Consider the following 26,491-nt stretch of genomic DNA (forward strand, 5'->3'; position numbering starts at 1 on the left):
AGGCCACTCCATGCAAAAGATTCAACGCAAACCACAACGATGGAGCCATTCTTGCATGCAAACAATACATGCATAACTTCGATTTTTCCTCAAAAAAGGTCGGCCGACCGGAAATGACCGGGCAAGGCAGACAGTATGGTTGCCCATATTGGAATGGGATAGACCGCAACTGTACCCTGATCAGGGAAGGCTTATTTTTGCCCGCAAAGCAGCATATCCGGGCCTACTGCCTCTCCAGGCACCATCACGCCTGCCCCCACCTGCAACAGTCTGCCGGAGCATCTGTTCTCAACAGGCAACAGACAGTATCGCAGTTCAATCGACGGCGATCTATTCGGATTCTCCACAGTTACCCCTTCCGATTTTCCGAAATATCAGACACCAAAACAAAGATCTGTCTCCATGAAGACAATGCCTATACTGTGGATCTCAGCAATCATGGCATTCGTTTTGTCGCTCAGGTTCAACTCCCCCTTGGCACTGTACTCAGATATCAACTCGGACCAGATGAAAACAGCCATGAAACGCATGGAACAGGACAGGTAGTATGGGTAAAACCCATTGATAACACACAACTTTTTTATATTGGGATCTCTTTCGAGCATCGCGAATAATTTCCAGAAACATTCCCTGTACCCGTTCCCGGGTGCGAAACCTGTGACTATGACTGCAGTAACGGCACCTGCATGGTTACCCAATCCACTCCCCGGTTTTAGCCTCCCCCCTCTCCTTGGACGCTCTTGCCACTCGATACCAATTCCGTTTTTCCGGAAAATCAAACTGAATATCCCACTGATTTTCCGATTAAATACAAAATCTGTCCACTTTTCCAAAAAAATGAGCCCGCCAGATGTTCAACTCAACCATAACGTTGAACAGACCCAAAACGCCTCTTTGCGAGAAAATCATCGTATTTCTATTAAAAATCATATGGTTACACATTAGCACCCCTCAAAGATCCTATTGTAACAGGCAGGATGGCATGATTATTGGATGAAATGGTTAAACGTCGATTACTATGCTTGATGACCAGGCTTAATTTTAAAGAGGATGAGATGAAAAGAATACTTACTGTAACAGCGTGCGCTGCGATAATTGGATGGGCCGGTAGTGCGACTGCTCTTTCTATAACAAACGGCAGCTTTGAAACCGGTAATTTCTCAGGCTGGAGTATTACCGAACAGTGGGGCGGCTCAGCAAAAGTTGTAACCGTAGCTGAAGCGTTTAAGGGAAACACGTACACAGCAACCGACGGTCGATACATGGCTGATCTGACAGCCACCTCATTCGTTCAACAAAATCAAACGTGGAGCGCCGGAGAAAGTCTGTCCTTTGACTGGGCCTTTCTGGGAATGGATGCAAGGGTTCCTATTGTAAACTGGTTTAATGACACTGCTCTGTTTGAGATAGTCGGAGCGAACAATGTGCCGGTTTACTCGGTGGTTCTGGCAGATATTTTAAGCACCGGTAACTATAACGATACCGGCTGGCAGACATTTACCTATACCTTTACAACCGACGGCAGCGGCTCAATACGGTTCGGGGTACAAAACAAGACCAGTTTCTTTCAAGATTCAGTTTTGTTAGTGGATAATGTTCGTTCGGCAGCCCCGGTCCCCGAACCGACCACCATGCTTCTGTTTGGTACCGGACTGTTGAGTTTAGCTGCAGTCGGTCGAAGACGAGCCGCCTCTAAAGCGTAATCACCTTACGCAGATACAAAAACACACCCGGCACATCCTTGCTGCCGGGTGTGTTTTTTTTGATCATAGCTTCCTACCCGAAAAATCACTTACTTTATAGACACCATTTTATTGACTGACAATAGTCAGTTCAAACATCACCGGTCTGATCGCTCATGGTGTTGTTCTGCAAAAACAAACTCCACCTTCCCCTGTTTCCGGCGGATCCAGTTCAATGCGTTTATAATTTGAGGACTACTTGCCAGCCGATCAAGCAGTCGACGCTTACCGGGAAAATCCATCAGACAGATGGCAATAAGAATCGTCAACACCCCTTGTCCCGGCAGAAAAAGCATAGCAATACCCGCCAGAAGTACACAAAAGCCGATGCTGTTACGGATGCAGGTAATGAGCAAGGTTAAGACAGGATGACGTCGATGTCGGACATTGACTCTGTACCGGTGGGTCAGAAAATAATCCGACTGCATCCGGCCGATCAGCCAGGGAACACCGACCAGACTCCCGATAAAGGCAAGCAGACTCAACAGACCCAACATTTCCAACAGCCCTATATCGTACATATTTTCACCACTTGCCGCGGACCGATGCGATGCTTCTTTTTTGCAGCATACGGTATGTTATCCTCTACTGTGCCGAAAGCACGTACCACAAACACGTCTCTTTTATTTCCAGTGCACAGATGCAGTTCCATTGATATCCCTGTAAAATCGACCTTGTTTCAGCACCTGAGTCCCGATCAACTCCTTTAACCGCATTTTATTTGTTCAGCCGCAAGGCACATGCCACAAAAGTACTTTCTCCTCTCCACAGAAGGAGAGTATAATCAACCAGCACCAGGAGCCGTGAACAACAATAAAAAGCATGGCAAAAAAACGGGCTGCCTGCTACCTACAAACACTGTCAAAGACGAGCAAAATACATAAACACCGCACTGTCCGTAGTGTTCTCATAGCCACTGACTCTTCAATGTCAGCGAGAACAGGATACCGGTGAGCTACTTTAACCTGACTGTGCACTGTAACCATGCGCTGCTCCTTATCTGTTCGGCCAGCCTGCAAAATCACATATTTTTTTATCCATCACCTCGTCTATACAGTATCTTTATCAGATCTATCAACCAAGTAAAGAGGAGACTATCCGCCCATGAAGAAACTCTTTGGGACCGACGGCGTTCGTGGCGTTGCCAACATCTATCCCATGACCTCGGAAATTGTTATGCAGCTCGGCCGAGCCATTGCATTCATCATCAAAAACCGGGTCGAAGGGAACACCATCATCATTGGCAAGGATACCCGACTTTCCGGCTATATGATTGAAAACGCCCTTGCAGCCGGTATCTGTTCCATGGGTGTTGATGTCCAGATCGTCGGTCCTTTGCCCACTCCCGGTATCGCCTTTATCACCACTTCAATGCGCGCGGACGCCGGTGTGGTCATATCAGCCTCGCATAATCCTTTCCAGGATAACGGCATTAAAATTTTTTCTGCAAACGGTCACAAGTTACCCGACGAACTGGAAGCTGATATCGAAGATCTGATCTTTTCCCAAAAAATGGCAGCCCTTCGCCCGGTTGCCGATGAAATCGGTAAAGCTTCGCGTATTGATGACGCATCAGGTCGATACATCGTGTATCTCAAAAACACCTTCCCCAGAAACTATGTCCTTGATGATTTCCACATTGTCCTTGACTGTGCCCATGGTGCCACGTACAAGGTGGCCCCCCATGTTTTCACTGAACTGGGTGCCAAGGTAACAACCATCGGGACTGAACCCAACGGTAAAAATATCAACCACGAATGCGGCGCTCTCCACCCGGAAGTTATGGCTGCCAAAGTTAAACAACTCGGAGCGGATATAGGCCTGGCTCTGGATGGCGACGGTGACCGATTAATCGTCTGTGATGAACACGGTACAATTGTGGATGGTGATCACATAATGGCCATCTGTGCCGCTGACCTGATAAGCCGGCGCAAACTCAAGAAAAAAACCCTTGTTACCACCGTCATGAGCAACATGGGCCTGGAGCAGGCAATAACCGGTATGGGCGGCCAGATGGTGCGCACACAGGTTGGTGACCGTTATGTTGTCGAAGCAATGCGGACAAAGGGGTATAACTTTGGCGGTGAACAGTCAGGACACCTAGTTTTTCTCGATTACAATACCACCGGTGACGGCACCCTGGCCGCCCTGCAGCTGCTGGCAATCATGATTAAGAAAAACAAACCATTATCTGAACTGGCAGCTATTATGTCCACCTATCCCCAGATTCTGAAAAATGTGCGCATGGGCACAAAAATCGACCCCGAGCACATTCCTGGTTTTCCGGAGGCTCTGAAAGCCGCAAGCCAGAGACTCGGCAACCGTGGCCGTATTCTCGTCCGCCCGTCGGGTACCGAACCAGTTATCCGCGTCATGACCGAGGGGGAAGACGAACAAGAGATCATTGCCGTTGCTGAAGAGCTCTGCGAAGTGATACGGAAAGTGGATCGGGGCTGACCAGCTGTTCCATCACCCCAAACCAGCACCACAATATAAAAGGCCGTCCTCATCAATGGTGAGGATGGCCTTTTATTGTACCTGTCACCTCTTTCGGAGGGTCTTGAGTTTTCTCTTTGCGGCTATTTTTGTGTTGCCGCTGCCATCGCTCGTTTAAACCCCTCGGATGACCCGGCAATAACTTTCTCATCAACACAGAAGGCCAGTCGGATATGCCCGGGCAGACCGAATCCCCGCCCAGGTACCGCCAGAATCTTTTCAGCGGTCAAGAGCCGGCAGAACTCCACATCATCGATCGGTGTCTGTGGAAAGAGATAAAATGCCCCTTTGGGACGCACATAGGACATACCGGCTTCATCCAGCACCTTGCAAAAGACCTCGAGCCGTCGAGCATAAACAGAGTTCTCAGCTGATACATTCTGCAGCTGTGCCACTGCCCGCTGCATAAGAGCCGGGGCGTTGACAAAGCCGAGAATGCGGTTTGCTAACGTCAAGGCGCCGATCACTGCCTCTTTCTCCGCCATCTCCGGATGCACGGCAAGATAGCCGATTCGTTCACCGGGCAGAGACAGTTCCTTGGAATACGATGAAGCTATGATAGTATTGGTGGTCACCGGCATCAGCGCCGGTACTTCATTCCCATCAAAGACGATGTTGCGATACGGTTCGTCGGAAACCAGATAGATCGAGGTGCCGAAACGTTCACCGGCAGTATCCAGTAAGCGTCCCAATTCTCGGAGAGAGGCTGCGGAGTAGATCTGCCCGGTGGGGTTGTTGGGTGAGTTGATGAGCACAACCTTGGTTTTTGCAGTCAGAGCCGCTTCAATCGCCTTTAAATCGAGATTGAACTCCGAGTCAGTGGCAACCACCTTGGCAACACCGCCATGGTTATCAATATAAAAATGATACTCAACAAAAAACGGCGCCAGGATAATCACCTCATCACCGGGATCCAGCAGGGCCTTAAAAATCACATTCAGCCCACCAGCTGCACCACAGGTCATCAGAATATCATTTGCACTGAAGCTGACCCCCTGCTCACCACCAAGACGCCCGGCCAAAGCCTCCCGGACGAACGGGTAGCCGGCATTGGGCATATACCCATGGATACCGGGCTGTTCATCCTGGGCCAATTCACGAAGGACAGTATAAAATTTCGGCGGCGGCGGCACATCCGGATTACCGATACTGAAGTCAAACACCTTGTCCGGTCCGAATTCGGCTTTCATCTTTGCTCCCTCTTCAAACATCTTCCGAATCCAGGAGGATTTCTCTGCAAACGCCTTCATTTTTTTGGCAACACCGCTCATTGTGTCTCACCTCATCTTTAGTTTATTTGTTGGAATCCTGTGCCAACGGATAAGCTATCAGCGCCCGGAAAACTTCTTTTCAAAGTAGCTGTAGGCCACATTAATCTCTTTCATCTTCTCTTCGGCGACCTTTTTAAACTCATCACCAAGATGACCGACTTTGTCAGGATGGTACTGCATAGACAGGGTACGATAGGCTTTTTTGATTGCGGTGAAGTCCGCCCCCTTTTGTAAACCGAGCACCGCGTAATAGCTTTCTTCTAACTGATCTGCACTGGCGGCCTCCCGGCGTTGGCGATACATGTACTTCGCCTCAATAGTTCTCTGATCGTAGGCGGAGATCTCAAGCAGCTGAGCAATTTCACGGGCTAATCGCAGCTCACTTTCCGGAGGTGGTTGCTTTGTGTGGATGATCTGATAAATAAGCTCAAGCAGAATTAAACGCGGCTCGTAATTGAAGCGGACGCGAAATTCATCCACAAGTTCATGCAGCCTGACCGGATTATCCCTGGCCTCTTTAGTCAACTGCTTAACCCAGTACATCTGATCCTGGTTATAGCGTAAGTTATACTGAAAAAAGTTCAGGATAGCCTGAAGCTCAGCCCGGGTAAAATGACCGTCATGCTGGGCAATCTTCACCAGAATGTTCACCAGCAAAAAAACAAACCGGTTATGGACATCTGTCTGGGAGGCTTCGTAAGCCGAGACCCGGCCCTGCACATAATAAGTAAACGCCCAGAAAGCACCTACTGCCAGCAGGATAACAGCCAGTCCCGAATAAAAAAGAAAACCGAGCAGATTCAGTAAGGCCGGAGCTCCTCCGGTGACAAAGGCGATCAGGAGTAAAATCAACAGACAACCACCGCATCCTGGCTGTCTATGCTGCCTATATTCCATTATAACAATGACCTTTTACAAAAGAATTCCTGCCGACTTGACCGGCAGATCAAGCTGAAGAGCAGAACAAGAACAATGGACAAGTAACAAGATGGTTTAAAGAATACCTGAACGTGCAAATGTCATGCAAGTCTTTCCAGGTATGGCCGGCAAAAATCTCCTAGACCTTATCCTGACTGAAAAACAGGGCATCAACAAACTCACGGGCGTTGAAATCGCGAAGATCATTCATCTGCTCACCGATGCCGATAAAACGAACGGGAATCTTCATTTCCCGACAGACATTGGCAATGATCCCCCCTTTGGCAGTACCATCAAGCTTGGTCAAGGCAAGGCCGCTGATGCCAACGGCCTCATGGAAAAGTTTGGCCTGGGATACGCCATTTTGACCGGTGGTGGCATCCAGGACCAGCATCACCTCATGTGGCGCACCGGGCATTTTTTTATCAATAACCCGTCTGATTTTTTTCAGCTCCGCCATCAGGTTGACGCTTGTGTGCAAGCGGCCGGCAGTGTCAATAATGATAACATCAAATGCTCGTGCCACGCCGTATTCAAGACCATCAAACACAACGGAAGAAGGATCAGCGCCAGGACTTCGGGCCGTGACCTCAGCTCCGACACGATCTCCCCAGATTTTCAGCTGATTAATTGCAGCAGCCCGAAAAGTGTCGGCAGCAACCAGCAGGACCGATTGTCCGGACCGGATAAATTTGGCAGCGAGTTTACCGATGGTCGTGGTTTTGCCGACACCGTTGACCCCCACCACCATGATAACAAACGGCCCCTCTTCGGGCATAACCAGCTCGGCAGGTTGCTCGGATGCTTCAATATACGTCAGAATCTGATCGCGGATGATAGATTTTAAAGACTGAGGATCACGTAATTGCTCACGTTTGACCTTTTTGCGGGCGATGTCGAGCAGGTCCAGGGTCGTGCCGACACCGAGATCAGAAGTGATCAGGAGTTCTTCCAACTGTTCGAACAGTTCCTGGTCGATCTCTTTTTTACCAAGAAAAAGACGATCCAACTGATAGACAAAAGAATCTCTGGTCTTGCCAAGTCGTTCCTGTAATCTTTGAAACAACGTTTTACGTGTCTGTACTTGCCGTGTTTTGCTTGTACTGACGTCAGAACTGTCCTCTGCTGCTTGAGGATGCGCTGATTCAAGACCTCCGGGATCAACCACTGATATCTCGTCTGCTTCCGGCTCCTCCAGGCCCGGCGGCTCGAGCCCATAGCTGTGATCCGCCTCCTTTATACCGGCTTCCTGCAGTTCATCTGCGGTGTCCCCCTGTTCGGCTGTAGCAAGCTGGCTACCATCAACCACTGCCGACAGAGGTTCAAGCTCAACCGCTGCCGTCTGTTCGGCCGACATCACGACCGGATCAGCTCCCGCTGAATCCGGCTCAGCCACCACATCGCTTGCTGCAGAGACAATGTCTTCCTCAGTGTCGACCGTTTCGCTTAAAAAGCCAGCTGAAGTCTCTTCCTTATCCAGCTCAAACAGACTGTCTTCAGGCTCAGAAACACCTTCATCCTCCACTACAACGATAATCTGCTCATTAGTATCCGCTGACAGCTGCTGCTCTGCCTCAACAGTTTGCACCTCAGCTGTCGTGGTTTCTTCCTGGTCTGCCTCATCATGCACATCAAAAACAACGGCTTCTTCGACAACGACCTCATCCGTCGCCGCAGCAAAAACAGGAGACTCCTCTTCATCTGACTTGAGCAGGCTATCTTCGGATTCGAAAACACCTCCATCCTCCACGGCAACGACAACCTGCTCATCGATATCCGCTGACAGCTGCTGCTCTGTTTCAACAGTCTCAGCCGCATCAGTCTGCTTACGGAATTTCTTCTTGAACCAGCCCAGCATCAGCCCTGTGCCTCATCTTTTTCTATGGCAATTGCAAGCACCTCTTGGATGGTGTGAGGATAGTGAAAGATGACACCGGCACGAATATCCTCCGGTATTTCCAACACGTCTTTTTCGTTGAGCACCGGTACAATCACCTCCCGTATTCCAGCCCGAAGTGCAGCCAGGACCTTGTCACCTATACCTCCAACCGGCAGCACGTCTCCGCGCAGGGTGATTTCACCGGTCATGGCCACATCCTGGCGAACCGGTCGCCCGAGGAAAAGTGAGACCAGTGAGGAAACCATGGCCACTCCTGCAGACGGGCCATCTTTCGGGATGGCACCCTCGGGGACATGGACATGAAGATCAACTTCAGCAAACACGTCTTCGTCAATCCCCAACTCCCTGGCGTGCGACTTGATATACGTCAACGCCGCAGTGGCCGATTCTCTCATCACCTCACCAAGTTTTCCGGTCAGGGTCAAACCGCCACGCCCCTTCATCTTTGATGTTTCAATGAAAAGAATCTGACCGCCAACCGGTGTCCAGGCCAGACCTGTTGCCAGCCCAGGTCCCCAGCTGCGGGCCTTTATCTCCGGATAAAACCGCTGCGGGCCCAGAAAATCATACAGCTTTTCTGGAGTGACCACGTTCTTGCCGACATGACCACGTGCGATCTCCGCGGCAACACCCCGGCAGATGGCTGCCAGTTCGCGCTCAAGATTACGCACCCCCGCCTCTCGGGTATAAGACGCTATCAGTGCCTCAATAGCCGTGGTCGAAATTTCAAGATCATCAGCCGTCAACCCGTGTGCCTCCAACTGTTTGGGAAGAAGATGACGCTCGGCAATAGCCACCTTTTCTTCCTGTGTATACCCCGATAATTCCACCACTTCCATACGATCACGAAGCGGTCCGGGGATGGTATCTAAAACATTGGCAGTGGCAATAAACATCACCCTGGAAAGGTCGAATTCAATGTCCAGATAATGATCCGTAAAGGTTGAGTTCTGTTCAGGATCAAGAACCTCAAGCAGAGCTGAAGAGGGATCTCCCCGAAAATCACTGCCGAGTTTATCGATCTCATCCAAAAGAAAAACCGGATTATTCGAGCCCGCTCTCTTGAGACTTACAATGACCCTTCCGGGAAGGGCACCGATATAGGTGCGCCGATGACCACGAATTTCGGCCTCATCACGTACACCGCCAAGAGCGATACGCACAAACTTACGATTCATGGTACGGGCAATGGACTGTCCCAGCGAAGTCTTACCAACACCTGGAGGCCCGACAAGACACAGGATCGGCCCATGGATATCCTGTTTAAGTTTACGCACAGCCAGAAACTCAATGATCCGTTGCTTAATTTTCTTAAGCCCGTAGTGGTCCTGATCAAGATCTGCTTCAGCCTTGTTCAGGTCCAGAGTGTCTTCAGTCGAATCAAGCCAGGGCAGGTCAAGGATCCAGTCAATATAATTTCGAGAAACCGTATACTCCGGCGAGGACGGTGGAATGCGTTCCATTCGGGCCAGCTCCTTGTCAACCACCTCTCTTGCCTGCGGAGTCAACGCCTTTTCCGCCACCTTCTCCTGTAACTCCTTGACCTCGACCTTATCCTCATCACCCTCACCGAGCTCCTTACGGATGGCCTGCAGCTGCTGCCGAAGAAAGAACTCACGCTGACGCTCGTCCATGTCTTTTTTCATTGAAGCCTGCAGCTGCTTGCTCATCTCCACGGTTTCCAGCCGTTTATTCAACTCACGGGCCACCTGATGCAGTAGGTCGTGAAGAGCAGTGATCTCGAGAATCTCCTGTTCCATCTCAATTTTCAGATTCAACTGAGAACTCACCAGATAGGCCACATAGAAGGGATTGGTGAGGCTGTTGATTGTGGCAACCAGCTCCTGGGGAAGCTCGGTGCCACTCACCAACTTTTGGAACTGGGCCCGAATATTGTACAACAGGGCTTCAATTTTCTTATCCTCGACGATTTCCATCGGGACCTCAACCACCCTGGCACGTAAATACGGCTTTGAATCAATGTATTCATCAATGGCAAACTTCTTCGTGCCACTCACTAAAATCTGGTAATACCCTTCCGGTGCCTTGTTCAGTTTGTGCAGGTACCCGACCACACCGATCGTGTACAAATCATCCGGTCCCAGTTCGTCATCGTCTGCAACCTGCTCACGACGACTCGGTACAAGCCCCATCATCCGATCGCCCAGAAGGACATCGTCAATCAGTTGTTTCGAGGTTTCACTGGATACCTGTAAAGGAAATCCCATGCCCGGATAAAAGACAAACCCGTGCAATGGCAAAATAGGCAGCGATTCCGGCAATGCCAGTTCCGCGGGATCCACTTTTTTAGGCGGCACTTGTTGTGTTTGCTGATCTTGTTCCATATCATTCTCCAGGAATTATCCGGATGGACACTTTGCCTTTTCTGATCCGTTTCGGCAGCGTCACTGTGAGCAGACCGTTTGTGCAACTCGATATAACGCCGTCCGTTTCCACAGACGAAGGGAGGGTGAGAGTACGTTGAAAGCTTCCCAGCTCAATTTCCAGTTGATGGATGCAGGCAATAGACTGATGAGCCGGTAGTTGGCGGGAACCGCTGATCCGTAACTGACGACCGTCAATAACCACCCGAAGACTTTCACTGATAACGCCTGCAAGCTCTGCATACACATAGATGCAGTCTTCAGCCTCGTAAATATCCACCGCCGGCTGCCAGCCGGCGGTTTCCATCGTCATCATGCGAGTCACCGACATGGAGCGGAGAATACGACCTGTGTGCTGCTGCATCTGTTCCAGTTCTTCTAACAACTTCTTGCTGAACGGATCCATCTGATTCCCCCTCGCCGCCTCTTCGGTATATATTTGGTTATCTGACACAGCGTGTATCACGCGTACATTTTTTGCCTTTTACGCCTCAGGCGCAGAAAGTACAGTTCAATAGGCTCATAAGGGTAAGCACTATAACTATTCTCGCAATTGAAACGCAACAAAAAGACAGCTGCTCTGCAGGTAAGGCCCTGAACCGGCCCTATAATTTTTTAATTGCTTTTCAACCCGCTGGCATTAATGTATGCGCCATATTACCATGAACCTGCATCTCCACAGTATCTCCAGCTGTTACTCTGCAAACACGTTGCGGGGTTTCTGCTTTCCGGCTCTTCCCTGCACGGTGTTGCACCTCACTGAGCACGACCGAGGCAGTCGGATACACGTTGATCATCATCAATCGCGGGTTCCTTTTTTTGTACCTTTATTGACCGTTGGAGGAAAATATGAGCAGTTCTTGTGGGAGCTCCTGCGAAAGCAGCAGTCAGAATAGCAGTTGTGGTTCAGGTGATGCCCGTTTGGCACAGCAGGATATCGCGATCACCAGATCTCTGGGAAAAATAAAAAACAAAATCCTGGTCATGAGCGGCAAAGGCGGTGTCGGCAAGTCAACCGTTGCCGTCAACCTAGCCCTATGTCTGGCTAAAAAAGGTCACAAAGTCGGCCTGATGGACGTCGACCTTCATGGTCCTGATGTGGTTCGGATGCTTAATCTTACCGGAACTTTAGAGCCTCCAGCTAACCCTGATGATCTCATTCCACCTCTCGCCTTCAACGAAAACCTGAAAGTCGTCAGTCTTGAATATATGATGAAAGACAGAGATGACGCGATAATCTGGCGGGGTCCCTTGAAAATTCAGGCAATCCGCCAATTCCTTGCCGACATGGACTGGGGAGAGCTCGATTACCTGATTGTCGACGCCCCTCCAGGAACCGGCGACGAACCGCTGACCGTGGCGCAAACCATTCCCGGTGTACAGGCTGTTGTGGTGACCACCCCGCAGGCAGTCGCCCTGGCCGATGTCCGTAAGTCGATCAACTTCTGCAAAGCGGTTGACATGCCGATCGTCGGCGTGGTCGAAAACATGGCAGGCTTTGTCTGCCCCCACTGCGGCGAAACCGTCGATATCTTCAGCAAGGGTGGTGGTGAAGAGACAGCCCGTGACTTTGACCTCCCCTTTCTCGGCCGGGTACCAATGGACCCGCGGGTCGTTGTCGCAGGAGACACCGGCACGCCGTACCTTTCCAGCAACGAAGACAGCCCCGCCATTAAAGCCTTTGATGCCGTGGTAACAGCTGTCGAACGCCGGTTACCGCCTGGTCCGGCCACTGTGAACCCCTTTGCGGCAACAGGTTGTGCCTGTACATCGGGCGGTTGCGGCAGTAAATAAAAACCTTCCCGATCGGTGCCTGCGGGGTGCACTCGCAGGCTACTCCGAGCACTATGGATATCCGCCAACCACATCCGCAGATGCAGTCCAGAGGTCTGCGGACAACAATCACAGGAGCCGGCCTATGCTTGTTCAACAGCTCACCGTTGGTATGATGGGAGTTTGCTGCTACATTGCCTCATGCGAAGACACGAAAGAGGCAGCCATTATTGACCCCGGCGGTGATGAGGATCGTATCCTCGACCACTGCCGAAAAAATGACCTCAAGGTGATCTACATCATAAACACCCACGGCCATCCGGACCATGTTTGCGGCAATGCGGCGATTCAAGAGGCAACCAAGGCAAAAATTGTCATGCATGCGGAGGATGTCAGCTACTTCAATGAACCCGGGATCAAGGGGTTATTTTCCTCCCTCGGGCTACCGGAATCTCCACCTGTCGATGTAACGGTCAAAGACGGCGATGTTATTACAATCGGCAAGGAGCAGCTGGAGGTTATCCACACACCGGGCCATACCCCGGGAGGCATCTGTCTTTACAGTCCGCCACACTGCTTTACCGGCGATACACTGTTCGTCGGTGCAGTCGGCCGGACCGATTTCCCGGGTGGCTCCATGCGACAGCTCATTGACGGGATCAAGAGCCGACTCATGGTTCTACCGCCGGATACCATCGTCTGGCCCGGTCATGGTTATGGCGGTTCGCAATCAACCATTGAAAGGGAAAAGAGAACAAATCCCTACCTTGATCTCTGATTACCGCCACTGCTCATGCGCGAAGTCATCCTCGGAACAGCCGGCCATGTCGACCACGGTAAAACCAGTCTCATCCGTGCCCTGACCGGTATTGACACCGACCGGCTCAGAGAAGAAAAAGTACGCGGCATCACCATTGAGTTAGGGTTTGCTCATCTCGACCTTCCCTGCGGTCACCGGGTTGGCATTGTTGACGTCCCGGGCCACGAAAAGTTCATTCGCAACATGGTGGCCGGTGCAGCTGGAATGGATCTCGTTATGTTTGTCATTGCTGCAGATGAAGGAATTATGCCGCAAACAGTTGAACATTTCGAAATCTGCCGCCTGCTCGGTGTCCGGGACGGACTTATTGTCCTGACCAAAAAAGACACCGTTGACCAGGAATGGCTCGACATGGTTACAGAGGAGGTTCATGATTTTTTTGCCGGCAGCTTTCTCGCCGAAGCCCCAATCGTACCGGTCGATTCAATCAGTCGCAGCGGAATAGATGATCTCCTTCGCCTGTTGGACGACAAGGTCTCCACCATCCATTTCCACGAGGTATTCGGACCTTTTCGCATGCCTGTTGATCGGGTTTTCTCGATGAAGGGGTTTGGCACCGTGATTACCGGCACCTCGATCTCCGGCAGAATCGAGACAGGAGATGATCTGGCATTTTATCCCGGTGGTCTTACGGCCAAAGTACGCGGTATCCAGGTGCATGGACAGGACATCGACATGGTTGAGGCCGGCCACCGGACCGCCATCAATCTCCAGGGTATCGAGAAAGAGCAGATTGAACGAGGCAGCATGGCGGCCACTCCCGGCAGCATGATCAGCTCCACTCTCCTGGACGCCGGATTTCATTATCTGGCATCAGCCGGTAAAGAACTGAAACATCGTTCTCTGGTGCGGGTTCACCTCGGCACCCGGGAGATCATCGGTCGTGTTCTGCTTGCAGAGACAGAGGCTGTTTCCCCCGGAGAAGACACCAGAGTCCAGTTGATCCTGCAGGAGCCCGTTGCTGTCTGGCCGGGTGACCACTATGTTGTCCGCAGCTATTCGCCGGTCACCACCATTGGTGGCGGCTTCATTCTGGACAACAGTCCACGAAAGCGTAAACGGGCATCAGAAAACGACAGACTGGACAATCAGGATTATTTTACCGCCCTCACCGCTGCTGATGATGAACGTCGACTCCTCATGCTGGTTGAAGCATGCGGTCCCAGAGGGATCACTGCCGACCAGTTGGCTGCGCGTACCGGTGTGTTCAGCAAAAAGCTCAAAAAACAACTGCAACTTCCTCTTTCCACCGGGGTCATTGTGGTTGTTGACTCGGAAAGCCAGCGCTTCCTGGCAGCCTCTGTGGCTGAAACACTCAGCCAGCGAATTGTTGCCCTGCTCACACGATTTCACCAGCAGAACCCCCTGGACACCGGTCTAGCCAAAGAAGCGTTACGCTCACAACTGAAGCCGCCCATTGACACCAAGGTACTGAACAGTCTGCTGGCCGGTCTTGTTAAAAAAGAAGTGATTGAGCAAAGCGGGGCAGAAATCAGGATAAGCGGCCACACAGTGACCTTACAGGTTGATGAACAAACCATGGAAGAGGAAATCAACGCCATGTACAGGGAGGCCGGTCTTACTCCACCCATTCTTAAGGATGTCTTCGCAGCCTTTTCTTCAATCCCTGAACGCCAGGTTCGCCAGGTTATTGACCTGCTTGTTAAAAAAGCAGCGCTTATCCGCATTAACGAGACCTTGTTTTTCCACGCCCCGGCTGTTGCCGAACTGCAAGAAAAGGTAACCGCTTTCATTCGCCGCGAAGGAGATATCGATGCTCAACGCTTCAAGGAGCTGACCGGTCTGACGCGCAAGTTTTCCATCCCTCTTTTAGAGCACTTTGACAAGATCAAGCTGACCATCCGGATTGATGATAAAAGGGTTCTGCGCAAGAGTTAACCGGCTCTCTGGAACCGACCGGTTTTCAAAAAACATCCCACCTGCTCGTGCACCGGCCTGTGCACCATGATCATGCTGTGACCATAGGGTAACACGAGAAAATCAGACATTCCCGCCAACTTTGCCCGGGAGACAGTCACCTTGCCGTCATTGGGTTCAGAAAAAAAGTGGCCGAACCCCTGCAGTGGACGATCACCGGTAATAATTCCAAGGGCAAACCGGGCCGGGCCAAGCCGGTTGGGTAAGGAACATGGATCAGTCCCCAGCTGGCAACCGGCTGGTCCAAAAAACCAACGAAACCAGAAAAAAGAACGCCACAGATCCACCAGCTCACTTCCCTGGTTTGGAGGACTGAGCATAACCACCCGTCCCAGTTCGGGCAATATTCCGTCTGCTGCCAGGAAAGATCGCAACACAATACCGCCCATGGAATGGGTGACAAAGTGCACAGTGCCGACATCCTGCCGGCGGAAGGTTGCCAGTGCCGGGGGGAGAACATCCTGAGCAAGGCGCTCGACGGGAAAGTGGCGGGAAGGATAACCGACGTTCAGGACGGCGTAGTTCTGCCGGCTCAGATACGAAGCAAGTGATCGCATAGACAGCCGGGTGCGTGCCAGCCCGTGAAGCAGTATCACCCCCTGCTGCCTGTCACTCACCTCCGGCCTCCTCTCATAACCGATCACCTGATCTTTATGAAGGTACGCCCATACCGGCCGGCAGCCACAAAGGGTTCTGCCTGGAGATGGCTGTGAACCTTGTCACTTAAAATGTCACCAACCGATCGCTTTCAACAATCAGCGAGTAGAGGTCACTCTGTTTTGCCCGCTGATGCTGCCCTGCCTCCACACCGTGGAGGTCCAGCAGCTTGCCTCATGCTAAAAGCACCCCTTCAGAAAGGGTGAAAACTCTGGCCAACTCCATCAAAGGAAACGTTTCAGAAGACAGTTGTTCATACTGAACCGACGGCCCATTGAGAAACATGGTCACATCGTCCATCTGCTCCAGCATCAGATTACCCATCCGAAAAGCGTTCCACACCACCTCCGGATCGCCGCTGCACACCATTAAAGTCATCTTCATGCTGCATCTTTGCCGTTGTTATTTGATAAATCGAAGACCGGCAACTTTCAGGGCACCACGGTGATACCCGTCCGGAAAAAGCTGTTCAAACCTGTCCAAGTCGATATCGCAGCTTTCACAGGTTTCATAGATAGTGGGGATTCGATGTTCGACCTGAAAAACATCACGCAGATAGTAGAGGATCCGCCAGTGCTCATCGGTGAGCTTCCCTTCCGGAATACGCATTTCCATGGCACGGTGAACGGCGAAGTTCTCGTCCCATGTGTCCGGATCGACAAGGAACCCCCGGACATCAGTGGTGTACACCTTGTCTCCTGACAAAGCCCGTAGATCGGCCACACTCTCACGGAGATGCACACTGTACGGCACAGTGCTTAAACGGTAATGCACACCGGCAATCCGGCACAGACCTCGATGATACCCGGCCGGAAAAAGCTTCTGCATCTCCTGGGGACGCAGTCCGTTAGCTTTACAGGCGGCAAAAATAGTGGGACAGACACCGGTTTGTTCATGGGTTTGCCGAATATAATCGATCACGTCCCAATGTTCACCCGACAGTACCGGAATGTCGCACTCCCGTGCCATGCCTTCAGCAAAATCCCTGGTCCACTGTTTTGGATCAAGCAGGCAACCCTGTTCATCCAATTCGTATGTTACGTCTTTGTAGTGAAAGGGTTTCATATGTTCTCCTTTTGCGCCTCGAGTTTCATGCCGCACCACGGCTTCTCAGCAACATCTCAGTAAGAGCATGGTTACACCGTTAAAATTCTGTGAAAAAAACTGTCTCATCAACCCGTCAGAAAACGTCTTTTCCATTACAAACTGTACAAATGTGCACTTTTGCATGCAATAAATACCGGGATCCAACAGCATTGTCCTTTCAACAACACGTTGAAGGCCCCTATTTTATCCGCAACTTTTCTTAAAAAGCTATAGCACCGGGTCATTTTCTCTGCAAGAATTCTTTCATGATTCCGGACAAAGCGACAGGGCCTGCGCCACCAGCAGTATGTGTTCTTTTTCTCCTTCAGCAAGGGCCTGAAACACGGCCTCCAGAGGTTGGCCTCGCCAGTGATGCGCCATATTGCGAGACAGATCATACGCCACATACTCAAGGGACAGTGCCATCTCCAGGGTATCGCGGCACAGCGTCCTCTCATCATCCGCCAGCCTATCCAGGAGATCGGGAATCGTCATTCCGCCTTCAACGATATCTTTTCTTAAATCCGCATAGACGGCAGAAAAGGACGGTGGAGCAGTCTGTTGCTCCGCCCAGGCACGATAGATCGTCATGGCATGCGCCTTCTCAGCAGCCGCAAGTTCGGACAGGGTCTTTGCCCAGGGACTATCGCCATAACGCTGAGACAAAACAAGGTAATACTCTGCCGCCCCACGCTCCAGCTCCATGGCCCGATACAGGATATCGTGCTCCGTGCCGCTGAGATCAAACACCCGCAACTGCGGGCCGGTTGCCAGCAGCTCACCATTCCACGCAAGGATGCCACCGGCCATATTAAAAACAGTGCCGGCAATATGCGGTTGAGAAGCAACAAAGATAGCCGCACCTCTGGATCGGTTGCCGGAACGACAATAAAAAATAATGTCTTTATCTGTTTCCAGCTCAGCCATTCTCTCGGGAATCTCTCCCAGAGGAATAAGTATGGCTCCGGGAATATGCGCCTGGTTGTATTCACTGGGTTGACGGACATCGATCAGCATATAATCCTGTTCATCATGCTGCTGCAAATACCCCCGCACCTTCTCCACACTGATATCCTGAAACTCAGGCTCCAATTTTTGCATTGACGTACTCCTGTTACCGAACTCTTTCGGCTGACTGATCATGATATAAAAATATCAAAGGTACTGTCCAGACAGATGATATCCTCCATGAATATACCCGACATTAAAACATGAGACCGGCAAAATTATCCAGCAAGTTTCAGAATCGGGCTGTACAGATCTGCCAGTGCACCGACCATACCACACCAAACAGTCATCACTGCAACTCCTGTCCGGCCTCTATCTTGCATAGTTGGAAACAGTTTACCGCTGGTGAGTCGATAGTTAGTCCATCTGTACAACCGCACGTCTTTCGACAGGCAGCACGTGTACTCTCACCTTGACGATTCGAACAGACGGACTGTCTTTCCCCTCAACGATTCAGCCATCGATCGTCGCGGCAAGTTCTTTACAACCGCGGCCGACAATGGTTATGCATAGTCTGCATGGATCAGCTGTCATGCAACACAATCTCCAGAGCACTTTTTATGAGAACAACATATTTTCCGCCTCGTCTCTCTTTACCTGCCTCCGCACTCAAACGCGCAAAACTATATCTCCTTGCCGGCTGCATCGGCCTGGCAATGACGCATGGTTTTGAGATGAACACTACTCATGCTGCAGAACCTTTATATTCCGGGACAGAAGTACCATCTACCCCGCCGAAAAAAAACAAAGAGCAGGTCGGCCCGGATGATCACTCCGGATCCACCGACTCAGGCCAATCGCTCAGGCAGCGTTATCCGGAAGATCCTACAGGTGTCAGGGCTCGACTGTGTACATGCCGGGGCAACATGCATGGAGGGAAAAAACACGGCCACGGCCATCGCCACCGCTTGCATGGGGGCAGACGATGAAAGCCGACCCACCCGCCAGGCCGAAATATCCACTCCCCTTCTGGGCATTAAACCTGACCGGTTTCGGAATACTTATCGTTCTCGTTCTGGTCGTGTTTTTCTGGCAGATGACCACCAATGACCGTGATCTGCAACGTAACACACTTGGTCGGTCACAGATGATCAGTATGATTATCGAGGAACACCTGGCAAATGCCGAGCTGGCTCGTAACACCATTGAAAATGTGATGGTGTCTGTACTCCGTGACAAGATCCGTTTTATCGACTACCTCAACACCATTGATCCTCTCCAGGAAGATGAGTTGACCGCCCTGGCAAAAGAAACCGGTCTGGTCGGTATCGAGGTGGTGCAACAGGACGGAACAAGAATCACCGGCCCTGCAGACTGGCAACGCAGCCAACCCTGCACTCTGAGCCCTGATGTGGTGCATTATGATCAGCATGGCACTGCCCTGTTTGTCGGTACTTCAGACAACAAAGCCGTCCAGTGCATCCAGGTCGGTCTTGATGCAAAGGCAAGTATCCAGCTCCAAGCCGAAATGGCATTACCGGCACTGCTGACCAATCTTTCCAACCTGCCCGGCATTCGTTCGGTTCATCTTGAAGAAGGTCTTCCACCTTCTGCCGGCGGAACGATCCGGCTCATCGATGAGCACGGCAAGTGGACAGCAGAGACACGCCTTTCCATGTCGTCAGGCACCCTGGTCATCGCTCTGGACGCATCGCAGCACTTCAATCGGATCAAACTGCTGCGCCGGCAATTTTTTCTGTTCAGCGCGCTGCTCCTCTCCCTGGGCCTCTTTTTTTCCTGGTTACTGTACCATGTCCAGCAAAACGACCTTAACCGTACCCGTTCCTTTGAACGGTTACTGGCCAGAGAGCATGAAGCCGCTGCCCTGGGAAGAGCAACCGCCATCATTGCACACGAAGTTCGTAATCCGCTCAATGCCATCAGTATGGGGTTGCAGCGTCTTCGGCTGGAGTCGACCAGTCTTGATACTGCGCAACACGAACTGGTCATTGCCATGCAGGAGGCGGTGAACCGCACCAGTGTTATCATCAATGAGCTGCAACGCTTTACCCAGCCGCTTAACCCACGGTTGCAAATCGTTGATGTACCCTTACTTATCCAGCAGCTGCTCATCCTCTACCAGCAACGATGTCAACAACAGAACATTGAGATAACACAGACCAACACCTCTGTCGGTTTAATCGAAGCAGATCCTGATCTGCTGGCGGAGCTGCTGGAAAATCTGCTGAAAAACAGCATTGAAGCACAACCGACCGGAGGATATATCCATATTGCACTGAATAAAACAGCAGCCAAGGCATGTATCACTTTAACAAACGGAAACTGCACCCTCTCTGTTGATGATGCAAAACGTTTAGGCGAGCCGTATTTCACAACCAAAATGCGCGGCACCGGGCTGGGCCTTGCACTCAGCAGGCGTATAGCAGAAGCACACAGAGGTGCTCTTGAGGTCACTGTTGATCACTCCCGGCAGCAGTTCACAGCTCTTCTGGTCATACCGCTGGTGCAGACGGCTACCCTTCCTTCTTAAAAACACTCTTGTCAGTAAACAGACTGTTATGCATATCTTAATTGTTGATGATGAACAGCTACAGCGTAATCTTCTGGCCGGTTTTCTTGTAAAACAAGGCTATACCATTACTGAAGCAGCCACCGGTGAAGAGGCGATCCACGCTTTCCGTCACCTCCCCATTGATCTTGTTCTGCTCGATCATCGTCTGCCGGACCTGCATGGTGACGCAGTACTTGCTGAACTCAAACGCATCAACCCGCTGGTGCGAGTCATCATGATCACCGCCTACGGCGCCGTTGATACCGCTGTTCGGGTGATGCAGCTGGGAGCAGATGATTTCCTTGAAAAACCTGTGGATTTGACACACCTTCTGAAACAGATTCAGACCATTGAAGAAGGTCTGTATATTGCCAGGGATGTGGCTCAGGTGGAAAAGGTGATCAACACCACCGATTTACCGGTACGGATCGTGGCTGCCAGTCCGGCAATGCAACAGGTCATTTCCCTTGTCATGCGGGCAGCTCCAAGCCCCTGGACTGTCCTGATCCAGGGAGAAACCGGTACCGGCAAGGAACTGATCGCTCGCCTGTTACACCTGCTCAGTCCACGCAAGGCCGGGCCGTTTATACCGCTCAACTGCGCAGCCGTACCGGAAGGTTTGTTCGAATCGGAACTTTTCGGCCACGAAAAGGGAGCATTTACCGGTGCCGTCAGCCGCCGTCGTGGTGTGTTTGAGCAGGCGCACCAGGGCACACTGCTTCTGGATGAGGTCGGGGAGCTGCCTATGATGGTACAGGCCAAGTTACTGCGGGCACTTCAGGAAAAATCAATCCAACGGGTGGGAGGTGAACAGTTTGTGCCGGTGGATGTACGCGTACTGGCTGCCACGAACCGTGATCTGAAGCAGATGACAACGGATGGCACTTTTCGTGAGGATCTCTACTTTCGACTCAATGTCATTGCCATCGACCTGCCTCCTCTCAGGCAACGCAAGGAGGACATTCCGGCTCTGACCCATTTTTTCTTAAACAAATATCACAGTAAAGCTGTAATTGATGACCAGGCAATGGGGCAGTTGACCAAGTACGCTTTCCCCGGCAACATCAGGGAGCTGGAACATATCCTCCAGCGCACGATCACCTTTGCCCGTTCGCCTGTTATCAGCCTGCGTGATCTTCCTGCAGAGGTGCGTACCTTTCAGAACCAGACCATTGAAGGCGATCTCAACACCCGGCTGAGCGAAGTTGAGCGACAGATGCTCATTGAGGCTCTTGAGCGCTCCAACTGGGTGCAGACCAGAGCAGCTGAATCTCTGGGCATCAGCGAACGGGTGCTCCGGTACAAAATGGAAAAGTTGAATATCGCAAAAAAAAGATGAGATCGGCATCCGTTCTACTGGATGCCGATCCATGCAATTCCGTTTACTTTCCCGCTGGCGGAGCAGTATCACCACCGCCCTGATACTGCCAACCCGGTCCTCCTCCTGGACAGGGACAACAGTACCCACCACCTCTCGGCCCCATCATTCCTCTACCCATGCCATGCCCTCTCCCATAGCCCTGATGCCACCCACGGGGACCCATATACTTCTGCCGCTCGTCCGGCCCCATCTGGCTGAGTCGCTTCCACCACTCGGTATGGAAGTTATTCCACTCTTCCGGGGTGGCGTTGTACATGGTACCGCGATGGGTATTTAACTCATCATTGGACATCCGGGAATAATCCACTGCCCAGGCGGTTCCGGCTGCCATACACACAACCGAAAGGACCAACAGTATTTTTTTCATCGTGTTCATCGTCTGACCTCACTGACATAGTGGTTACTCTGAGCGTTCCTCCAAGGGAACATCGGTTTTCCTGCCCAATACCATTCAACATTCATGCCAGAAAGGTAGTATAAAAAATGGCGGTATACTCACCCAGCGGAGCACATTGCGGGCTCGTTCACCCCAACATTTCGACATCTCATCGACATGCTCGACAAAATTGTCGAAAATCAGTGCGTCTGAAGACGACCACGCCAGGGACCTTTTCCCTGTGGGTACGAAAAGAGCATGTACGAACGGCTGACCACCACCCGTAATCCGCGGCGAAGATGCAGTTCACTGCTGCTGCGACCGGAACGACCGAGTGCCGCAACAGCCAGGATCTGGGCATGATGGGCTGCAGCATCAAGTTTCCACAGAAGCTGTTCGATCAGACGGCGCTGCAGGGCTGCATGCAACTGTATAAAGGCAGGACGGTGAAGACGGCAAAAGGGATGACCACTGCCATCAACAGCCAGCCGGTCGACCACCCTGTCCCAGCACTGGCTAAGGAGTTGTGCCAACAACTCCTCATCCTCGGCCAGGTTGGCAGCGGTTTTCAGAAGAGCGGAACGGATACCTGCATCAAACCGTGTTTCTAAAAAAGGAAGGAGTTCAAGACGGATGCGGTTGCGCAGGAAGTGGACTTCATCGTTACTTGAATCGTGACAGAAGACAATCCCCTGATCCTGCAGATAGGCAAGCAGTTCGGCTTTACGAATACCCAAAAGGGGTCGAATCACATGACCTGTCTGCTGGGACATCCCGGACAGTGCCTTACGGCCACCACCCCGGAACAGTCGCAGTAAAACCTCTTCCGCCTGGTCATCAGCGGTATGCGCCACGGCCAACAGGCTGGTTCCCCACTGTCGGCTCAGCTGTGCAAAGGCACGATACCGTACTTCCCGTGCGGCATGCTCCACCGACAGCCTGCGTTCCGCAGCCTCGCCATGGACATCAACGCTGATGCGTATACTCTCAATACCCAGAGAATCGGCGGCCTGCTGCACACAATGCCACTCCAGCGGGGTCTCTTCCGGTCGCAAACCATGATCGATATAGGCTGCAAACAGAGTAAACGAACAGAGGTGCCGAAGTGCTGCCAGGATATGGAGCAATGCCATCGAATCAGCACCCCCGGATACACCGATCAGTACCCGACTCCCCTGCACCGGTTCCGGTAAGCCGGCCAGGACCCGTTGCACCGTCATCTCAAGAGGATGTGCCATTCTTCAACCTGCTGTTGCCCTGTGGCCACAACGTCTGTCCAACGTGCACCTGCAGCAAAGACAGAATGTATCTGATCAACCTCCTCCTTTCTGATGATGCTTTCGATGGCATGTCCTGCCTGCAGCCGATCAATCACTGGTTTTATCGCAGAACTTCCGGGCTCAGCCTCCGCTCTTAAATTCGGCCACCAGAGCCTGAATCGATGCTTTGGCATCACCAAAATACATCCGGGTGTTCTCGCGGAAGAAAAGTGCATTCTCGATCCCGGCAAAACCCGGACTCATCGATCGTTTCAGAACAATGACGGTCTTGGCCCGGTATGTCTCAATAATAGGCATCCCGTAAATCGGGCTGTTCTCTTCAAACACAGCGGCCGGATTGACAACATCGTTGGCACCGATGACCACACAGACATCAACAGCATCCATTCGCGGGTTGATATCGTCCATCTCCACCAACTGATCGTAGGAGACGTTGGCCTCGGCAAGAAGCACGTTCATATGACCGGGCATTCGGCCGGCCACCGGATGGATAGCATAAACGACCTCACTGCCGTTTGCCTCCAGCAGATCACCCAGCTCCTTGACGACATGCTGGGCCTGGGCAACCGCCAGCCCATACCCCGGAACAAAGGCCACCGAATCTGCCGCCTCAAGGATATAGTAGACATCCTCGGCACTGGCCGGTTTGACCTCACCCTGCAGTTCTTTATCCCCGCTCTGCTTCACGGTGCCTGAACCAAATCCGGAAAAGAGCACATTGGCTAAAGAACGGTTCATAGCCTTGCACATGATCTGCGTGAGGATAATACCGCTTGCCCCGACCAATGCTCCAGCAACAATGAGGATGTTGTTGGAGACCACGAAACCGGCGGCACAGGCGGCAAGTCCCGAGTAACTGTTCAAGAGCGAAATAACCACCGGCATATCTGCTCCGCCGATGGGAATGGTTGAGGTTACACCAAAGCCGAGCGCGATGAGGACAAGCAGTACAAAAAAGAAATACCCGAACAGTGAGGTGGAGGTCAGGTAAAAGAGCGCTGCCGTCCCAAACACCATCAGCAGGATACCGGCATTGATCAGATGTTGCCCCTTGAACACGATCGCCTTTTGCGGCAGTTTGCCGGCGAGTTTACCAAAGGCCACCATGGATCCGGTAAAGGTGACACCACCGATGAAGACCGATATGGCGGCAATGATAACTATGGTCGGTACCATGGCTGGGTTTTGATGGTACTCCGACCAGGCCAGCAGTAGGGAGGCCAGCCCTCCAAACCCGTTGAACAGGGCGACCATCTCCGGCATGGCGGTCATCTTGACGAAATAGGCGCCGGTCATCCCCAAAAGACTGCCGATCACCATACCGATAAGGATCCAGCGGAAGTCAAGTCCCTGGGCAAGAAGAGTGGCAACAATGGCGATGAGCATACCCAGAGCGGAAATCAGGTTGCCGCGACGGGCTGTAGCCGGCGAGCTGAGCATTTTCAGCCCAAACACAAAAAGAGCTGCCGATACTACATAGACAAAATTGATTTCAATCTGGTCGAGATTCACTGCGCCCCTCCCTTGTCTTTCTTCTTGAACATGGACAGCATTCGATCGGTGACCGCGTACCCACCGACAACATTGATGGTGGCCAGAATCACGGCCAGGGTACCGAGGACCGTGGTAAAACCATGGTTGGAAAGCTGCATCGAAGCCAACGCTCCGATCAGGGTGATCCCGGAGATGGCGTTGGATCCGGACATGAGCGGCGTGTGCAGTGTTGACGGCACCTTGGAGATCACTTCAAAGCCAAGGAAAATAGTCAGTACAAAGATAAACGTTAAAAAAACAGCGGTCATTATGCACCTCACTTGTGCATGATATTTTTATACATTTCACTAAAGATCGCCCCGTTGTGGGTAACCAGTGCTCCTTTGATAATCTCGTCGTCCAGGTTCAGATGAAAGGCGTTCTCCTCTTTATTCCAGAAATGGCTCAAAAAGTTGCCGAGGTTGTTAGAATACATCTGGCTTGCGGCCAGGGCCACCTTGCCGGGCAGATTACCTATCCCTATAACCTTAACCCCCTCAATCTCCACGACTTTATCCACCTCTGATCCCTCAACATTACCACCGGTTTCCACTGCCATATCAACAATAACCGATCCCGGCTGCATCTGGGCGATCATGGCATGGTCAACGATACGCGGAGCCGGTCGGCCAAAGAGCTGGGCCGTGGTGATGACGATGTCCGCCTGGCTACAGGCCTTGGCCATCCCCTGTTTTTGCAGGGCAAGCTGCTCCGGGGTCAGCTGGGTCGCATACCCGTCTTTGGTCTGGCCTGTTTCGCCGATATCTATCTTGACAAATTTAGCACCAAGCGACTTGACCTGTTCTTCCACCACCGGTCTGGTGTCAAAGGCTTCAACCCTGGCGCCCAGTCGTCTGGCCGTGGCAATGGCCTGCAGACCGGCAACCCCGACTCCGATGATGAAGACCTTGCCCGGCTTGATGGTACCGGCCGGTGTTGTCATCATCGGCAGGATCTTATCCAGGTGGGAGGCTCCCAGTAACACCGAAACATAGCCGGCAAGATTTGCCTGGGAACTGAGTACATCCATCTTCTGCGCCAGGGTGGTCCGGGGAATCATCTCCAGACTGACGCCGCTGATACGGGCCGTGACCATGGCCTCAACCAGTGCCACCTCATTGAAGGGGTCGAGATAACTCACATGGAGGGCACCCTGTCGCATGAGGGGTATCTCGCTTAACGGTGGTTTACGTAAACGAAGAACAATATCAGCATTGGCGAGCATCTCTTCGCGTGCCGGGGAGACACGCGCCCCCACGGCCTCGTAGGCAGCATCGTCAAACCGACATGTCGCCCCGACCCCGGCTTCCACCACCACTTCTGCACCGAGCTTCACCAAACGTTCAACCGTTGCCGGTACCATGGGCACCCTGGTTTCTCCGGGATGGACCTCTTTCATTACCGCAATATTCATAA

At 51.9% G+C, this 26,491-nt stretch carries 23 protein-coding genes; 8 read left to right on the forward strand and 15 right to left on the reverse strand.

Annotated features, from left to right (window positions below; genetic code table 11):
* The first annotated feature begins 113 nt into the window (after positions 1 to 113).
* Positions 114 to 614 carry a PilZ domain-containing protein gene (locus HP555_RS14420; protein ID WP_408639853.1) on the forward strand — a complete coding sequence of 167 codons (501 nt, stop codon included), beginning with the start codon at positions 114 to 116 and terminating at the stop codon, positions 612 to 614.
* A 441-nt stretch (positions 615 to 1,055) separates the two neighbouring features.
* Entirely contained in the window at positions 1,056 to 1,703 is a 648-nt protein-coding gene (locus HP555_RS14165) for a PEP-CTERM sorting domain-containing protein (RefSeq protein WP_233249199.1), read from the forward strand.
* 137 nt (positions 1,704 to 1,840) lie between these two features.
* Here the strand turns inward: HP555_RS14165 and HP555_RS13595 are convergent, their stop codons facing one another.
* On the reverse strand, positions 1,841 to 2,263 hold the full coding sequence (locus HP555_RS13595) for a PGPGW domain-containing protein (RefSeq protein WP_199263106.1): 423 nt from the start codon (positions 2,261 to 2,263) through the stop codon (positions 1,841 to 1,843).
* A gap of 583 nt (positions 2,264 to 2,846) precedes the next feature.
* Between HP555_RS13595 and glmM the strand changes: the two genes are divergently transcribed.
* The gene (glmM, locus tag HP555_RS13600; protein WP_199263107.1) at positions 2,847 to 4,199 is read left to right on the forward strand and encodes a phosphoglucosamine mutase; all 1,353 of its coding nucleotides are present in this window, start codon (positions 2,847 to 2,849) and stop codon (positions 4,197 to 4,199) included.
* Positions 4,200 to 4,321: 122 nt separating this feature from the next.
* Here glmM and HP555_RS13605 read toward each other — a convergent pair whose 3' ends face one another.
* The 5 genes from HP555_RS13605 to HP555_RS13625 all read right to left on the reverse strand — a co-directional run bounded on the left by HP555_RS13605 (position 4,322) and on the right by HP555_RS13625 (position 11,117).
* Positions 4,322 to 5,509, reverse strand: a complete 1,188-nt coding sequence (locus HP555_RS13605; protein WP_199263108.1) for a pyridoxal phosphate-dependent aminotransferase — start codon at positions 5,507 to 5,509, stop codon at positions 4,322 to 4,324.
* A 57-nt stretch (positions 5,510 to 5,566) separates the two neighbouring features.
* A complete protein-coding gene (locus HP555_RS13610; protein WP_233249200.1) occupies positions 5,567 to 6,361 on the reverse strand; it encodes a DnaJ domain-containing protein in 795 nt (264 codons plus the stop codon).
* Positions 6,362 to 6,566: 205 nt separating this feature from the next.
* Complete coding sequence (ftsY, locus tag HP555_RS13615; RefSeq protein ID WP_199263110.1) at positions 6,567 to 8,285, reverse strand: signal recognition particle-docking protein FtsY; 1,719 nt, start codon at positions 8,283 to 8,285, stop codon at positions 6,567 to 6,569.
* Positions 8,285 to 10,672, reverse strand: a complete 2,388-nt coding sequence (gene lon / locus HP555_RS13620; RefSeq protein WP_199263111.1) for an endopeptidase La — start codon at positions 10,670 to 10,672, stop codon at positions 8,285 to 8,287. Before lon ends, ftsY begins: the two co-directional genes overlap by 1 nt.
* A 1-nt stretch (position 10,673) precedes the next feature.
* The gene (locus tag HP555_RS13625) at positions 10,674 to 11,117 is read right to left on the reverse strand and encodes an Hsp20/alpha crystallin family protein (RefSeq protein ID WP_199263112.1); all 444 of its coding nucleotides are present in this window, start codon (positions 11,115 to 11,117) and stop codon (positions 10,674 to 10,676) included.
* Positions 11,118 to 11,560: 443 nt separating this feature from the next.
* Between HP555_RS13625 and HP555_RS13630 the strand changes: the two genes are divergently transcribed.
* The 3 genes from HP555_RS13630 (at position 11,561) to selB (ending at position 15,203) form a co-directional block, all read left to right on the forward strand.
* On the forward strand, positions 11,561 to 12,505 hold the full coding sequence (locus tag HP555_RS13630) for an Mrp/NBP35 family ATP-binding protein (RefSeq protein ID WP_199263113.1): 945 nt from the start codon (positions 11,561 to 11,563) through the stop codon (positions 12,503 to 12,505).
* 124 nt (positions 12,506 to 12,629) lie between these two features.
* Positions 12,630 to 13,262 (forward strand): MBL fold metallo-hydrolase, encoded by a 633-nt coding sequence (locus HP555_RS13635; protein WP_199263114.1) that lies wholly within the window; start codon positions 12,630 to 12,632, stop codon positions 13,260 to 13,262.
* A gap of 15 nt (positions 13,263 to 13,277) precedes the next feature.
* A complete protein-coding gene (selB, locus tag HP555_RS13640) occupies positions 13,278 to 15,203 on the forward strand; it encodes a selenocysteine-specific translation elongation factor (RefSeq protein WP_199263115.1) in 1,926 nt (641 codons plus the stop codon).
* Here selB and HP555_RS13645 read toward each other — a convergent pair.
* The 4 genes from HP555_RS13645 to HP555_RS13660 all read right to left on the reverse strand — a co-directional run bounded on the left by HP555_RS13645 (position 15,200) and on the right by HP555_RS13660 (position 18,086).
* A complete protein-coding gene (locus HP555_RS13645) occupies positions 15,200 to 15,859 on the reverse strand; it encodes an esterase/lipase family protein (RefSeq protein WP_199263116.1) in 660 nt (219 codons plus the stop codon). The genes selB and HP555_RS13645 overlap by 4 nt on opposite strands.
* Before the next feature lie 214 nt (positions 15,860 to 16,073).
* Positions 16,074 to 16,283 carry a sulfur reduction protein DsrE gene (locus tag HP555_RS13650; RefSeq protein ID WP_199263117.1) on the reverse strand — a complete coding sequence of 70 codons (210 nt, stop codon included), beginning with the start codon at positions 16,281 to 16,283 and terminating at the stop codon, positions 16,074 to 16,076.
* A gap of 18 nt (positions 16,284 to 16,301) precedes the next feature.
* Positions 16,302 to 16,964, reverse strand: coding sequence for a TusE/DsrC/DsvC family sulfur relay protein (locus HP555_RS13655; protein ID WP_199263118.1), 663 nt, complete (start codon positions 16,962 to 16,964; stop codon positions 16,302 to 16,304).
* Between the two features lie 285 nt (positions 16,965 to 17,249).
* Positions 17,250 to 18,086: a rhodanese-like domain-containing protein gene (locus HP555_RS13660; RefSeq protein WP_199263119.1), complete on the reverse strand. Its 837-nt coding sequence runs from the start codon at positions 18,084 to 18,086 to the stop codon at positions 17,250 to 17,252.
* Between the two features lie 832 nt (positions 18,087 to 18,918).
* On the opposite strand from HP555_RS13660, the gene HP555_RS13665 reads away from it, so the two are divergent.
* On the forward strand, positions 18,919 to 20,484 hold the full coding sequence (locus HP555_RS13665; RefSeq protein WP_199263120.1) for an ATP-binding protein: 1,566 nt from the start codon (positions 18,919 to 18,921) through the stop codon (positions 20,482 to 20,484).
* A 28-nt stretch (positions 20,485 to 20,512) separates the two neighbouring features.
* On the forward strand, positions 20,513 to 21,844 hold the full coding sequence (locus HP555_RS13670) for a sigma-54-dependent transcriptional regulator (protein WP_199263121.1): 1,332 nt from the start codon (positions 20,513 to 20,515) through the stop codon (positions 21,842 to 21,844).
* Positions 21,845 to 21,887: 43 nt separating this feature from the next.
* Here HP555_RS13670 and HP555_RS13675 read toward each other — a convergent pair whose 3' ends face one another.
* From HP555_RS13675 to HP555_RS13695, 5 genes are all read right to left on the reverse strand, one after another.
* Positions 21,888 to 22,217 (reverse strand): hypothetical protein, encoded by a 330-nt coding sequence (locus HP555_RS13675; RefSeq protein ID WP_199263122.1) that lies wholly within the window; start codon positions 22,215 to 22,217, stop codon positions 21,888 to 21,890.
* Between the two features lie 245 nt (positions 22,218 to 22,462).
* Positions 22,463 to 23,500 carry a tRNA lysidine(34) synthetase TilS gene (gene tilS / locus HP555_RS13680; RefSeq protein WP_199263123.1) on the reverse strand — a complete coding sequence of 346 codons (1,038 nt, stop codon included), beginning with the start codon at positions 23,498 to 23,500 and terminating at the stop codon, positions 22,463 to 22,465.
* A 162-nt stretch (positions 23,501 to 23,662) separates the two neighbouring features.
* Entirely contained in the window at positions 23,663 to 25,054 is a 1,392-nt protein-coding gene (locus tag HP555_RS13685; protein WP_199263124.1) for an NAD(P)(+) transhydrogenase (Re/Si-specific) subunit beta, read from the reverse strand.
* Entirely contained in the window at positions 25,051 to 25,344 is a 294-nt protein-coding gene (locus tag HP555_RS13690) for an NAD(P) transhydrogenase subunit alpha (RefSeq protein ID WP_199263125.1), read from the reverse strand. The genes HP555_RS13685 and HP555_RS13690 overlap by 4 nt, the downstream gene beginning before the upstream one ends.
* Before the next feature lie 8 nt (positions 25,345 to 25,352).
* Positions 25,353 to 26,489, reverse strand: a complete 1,137-nt coding sequence (locus HP555_RS13695) for an NAD(P) transhydrogenase subunit alpha (RefSeq protein ID WP_199263126.1) — start codon at positions 26,487 to 26,489, stop codon at positions 25,353 to 25,355.
* Between the last annotated feature and the right edge of the window lie 2 nt (positions 26,490 to 26,491).

This window comes from Desulfobulbus oligotrophicus (assembly GCF_016446285.1).
Taxonomy (GTDB): Bacteria; Desulfobacterota; Desulfobulbia; order Desulfobulbales; family Desulfobulbaceae; genus Desulfobulbus; species Desulfobulbus oligotrophicus.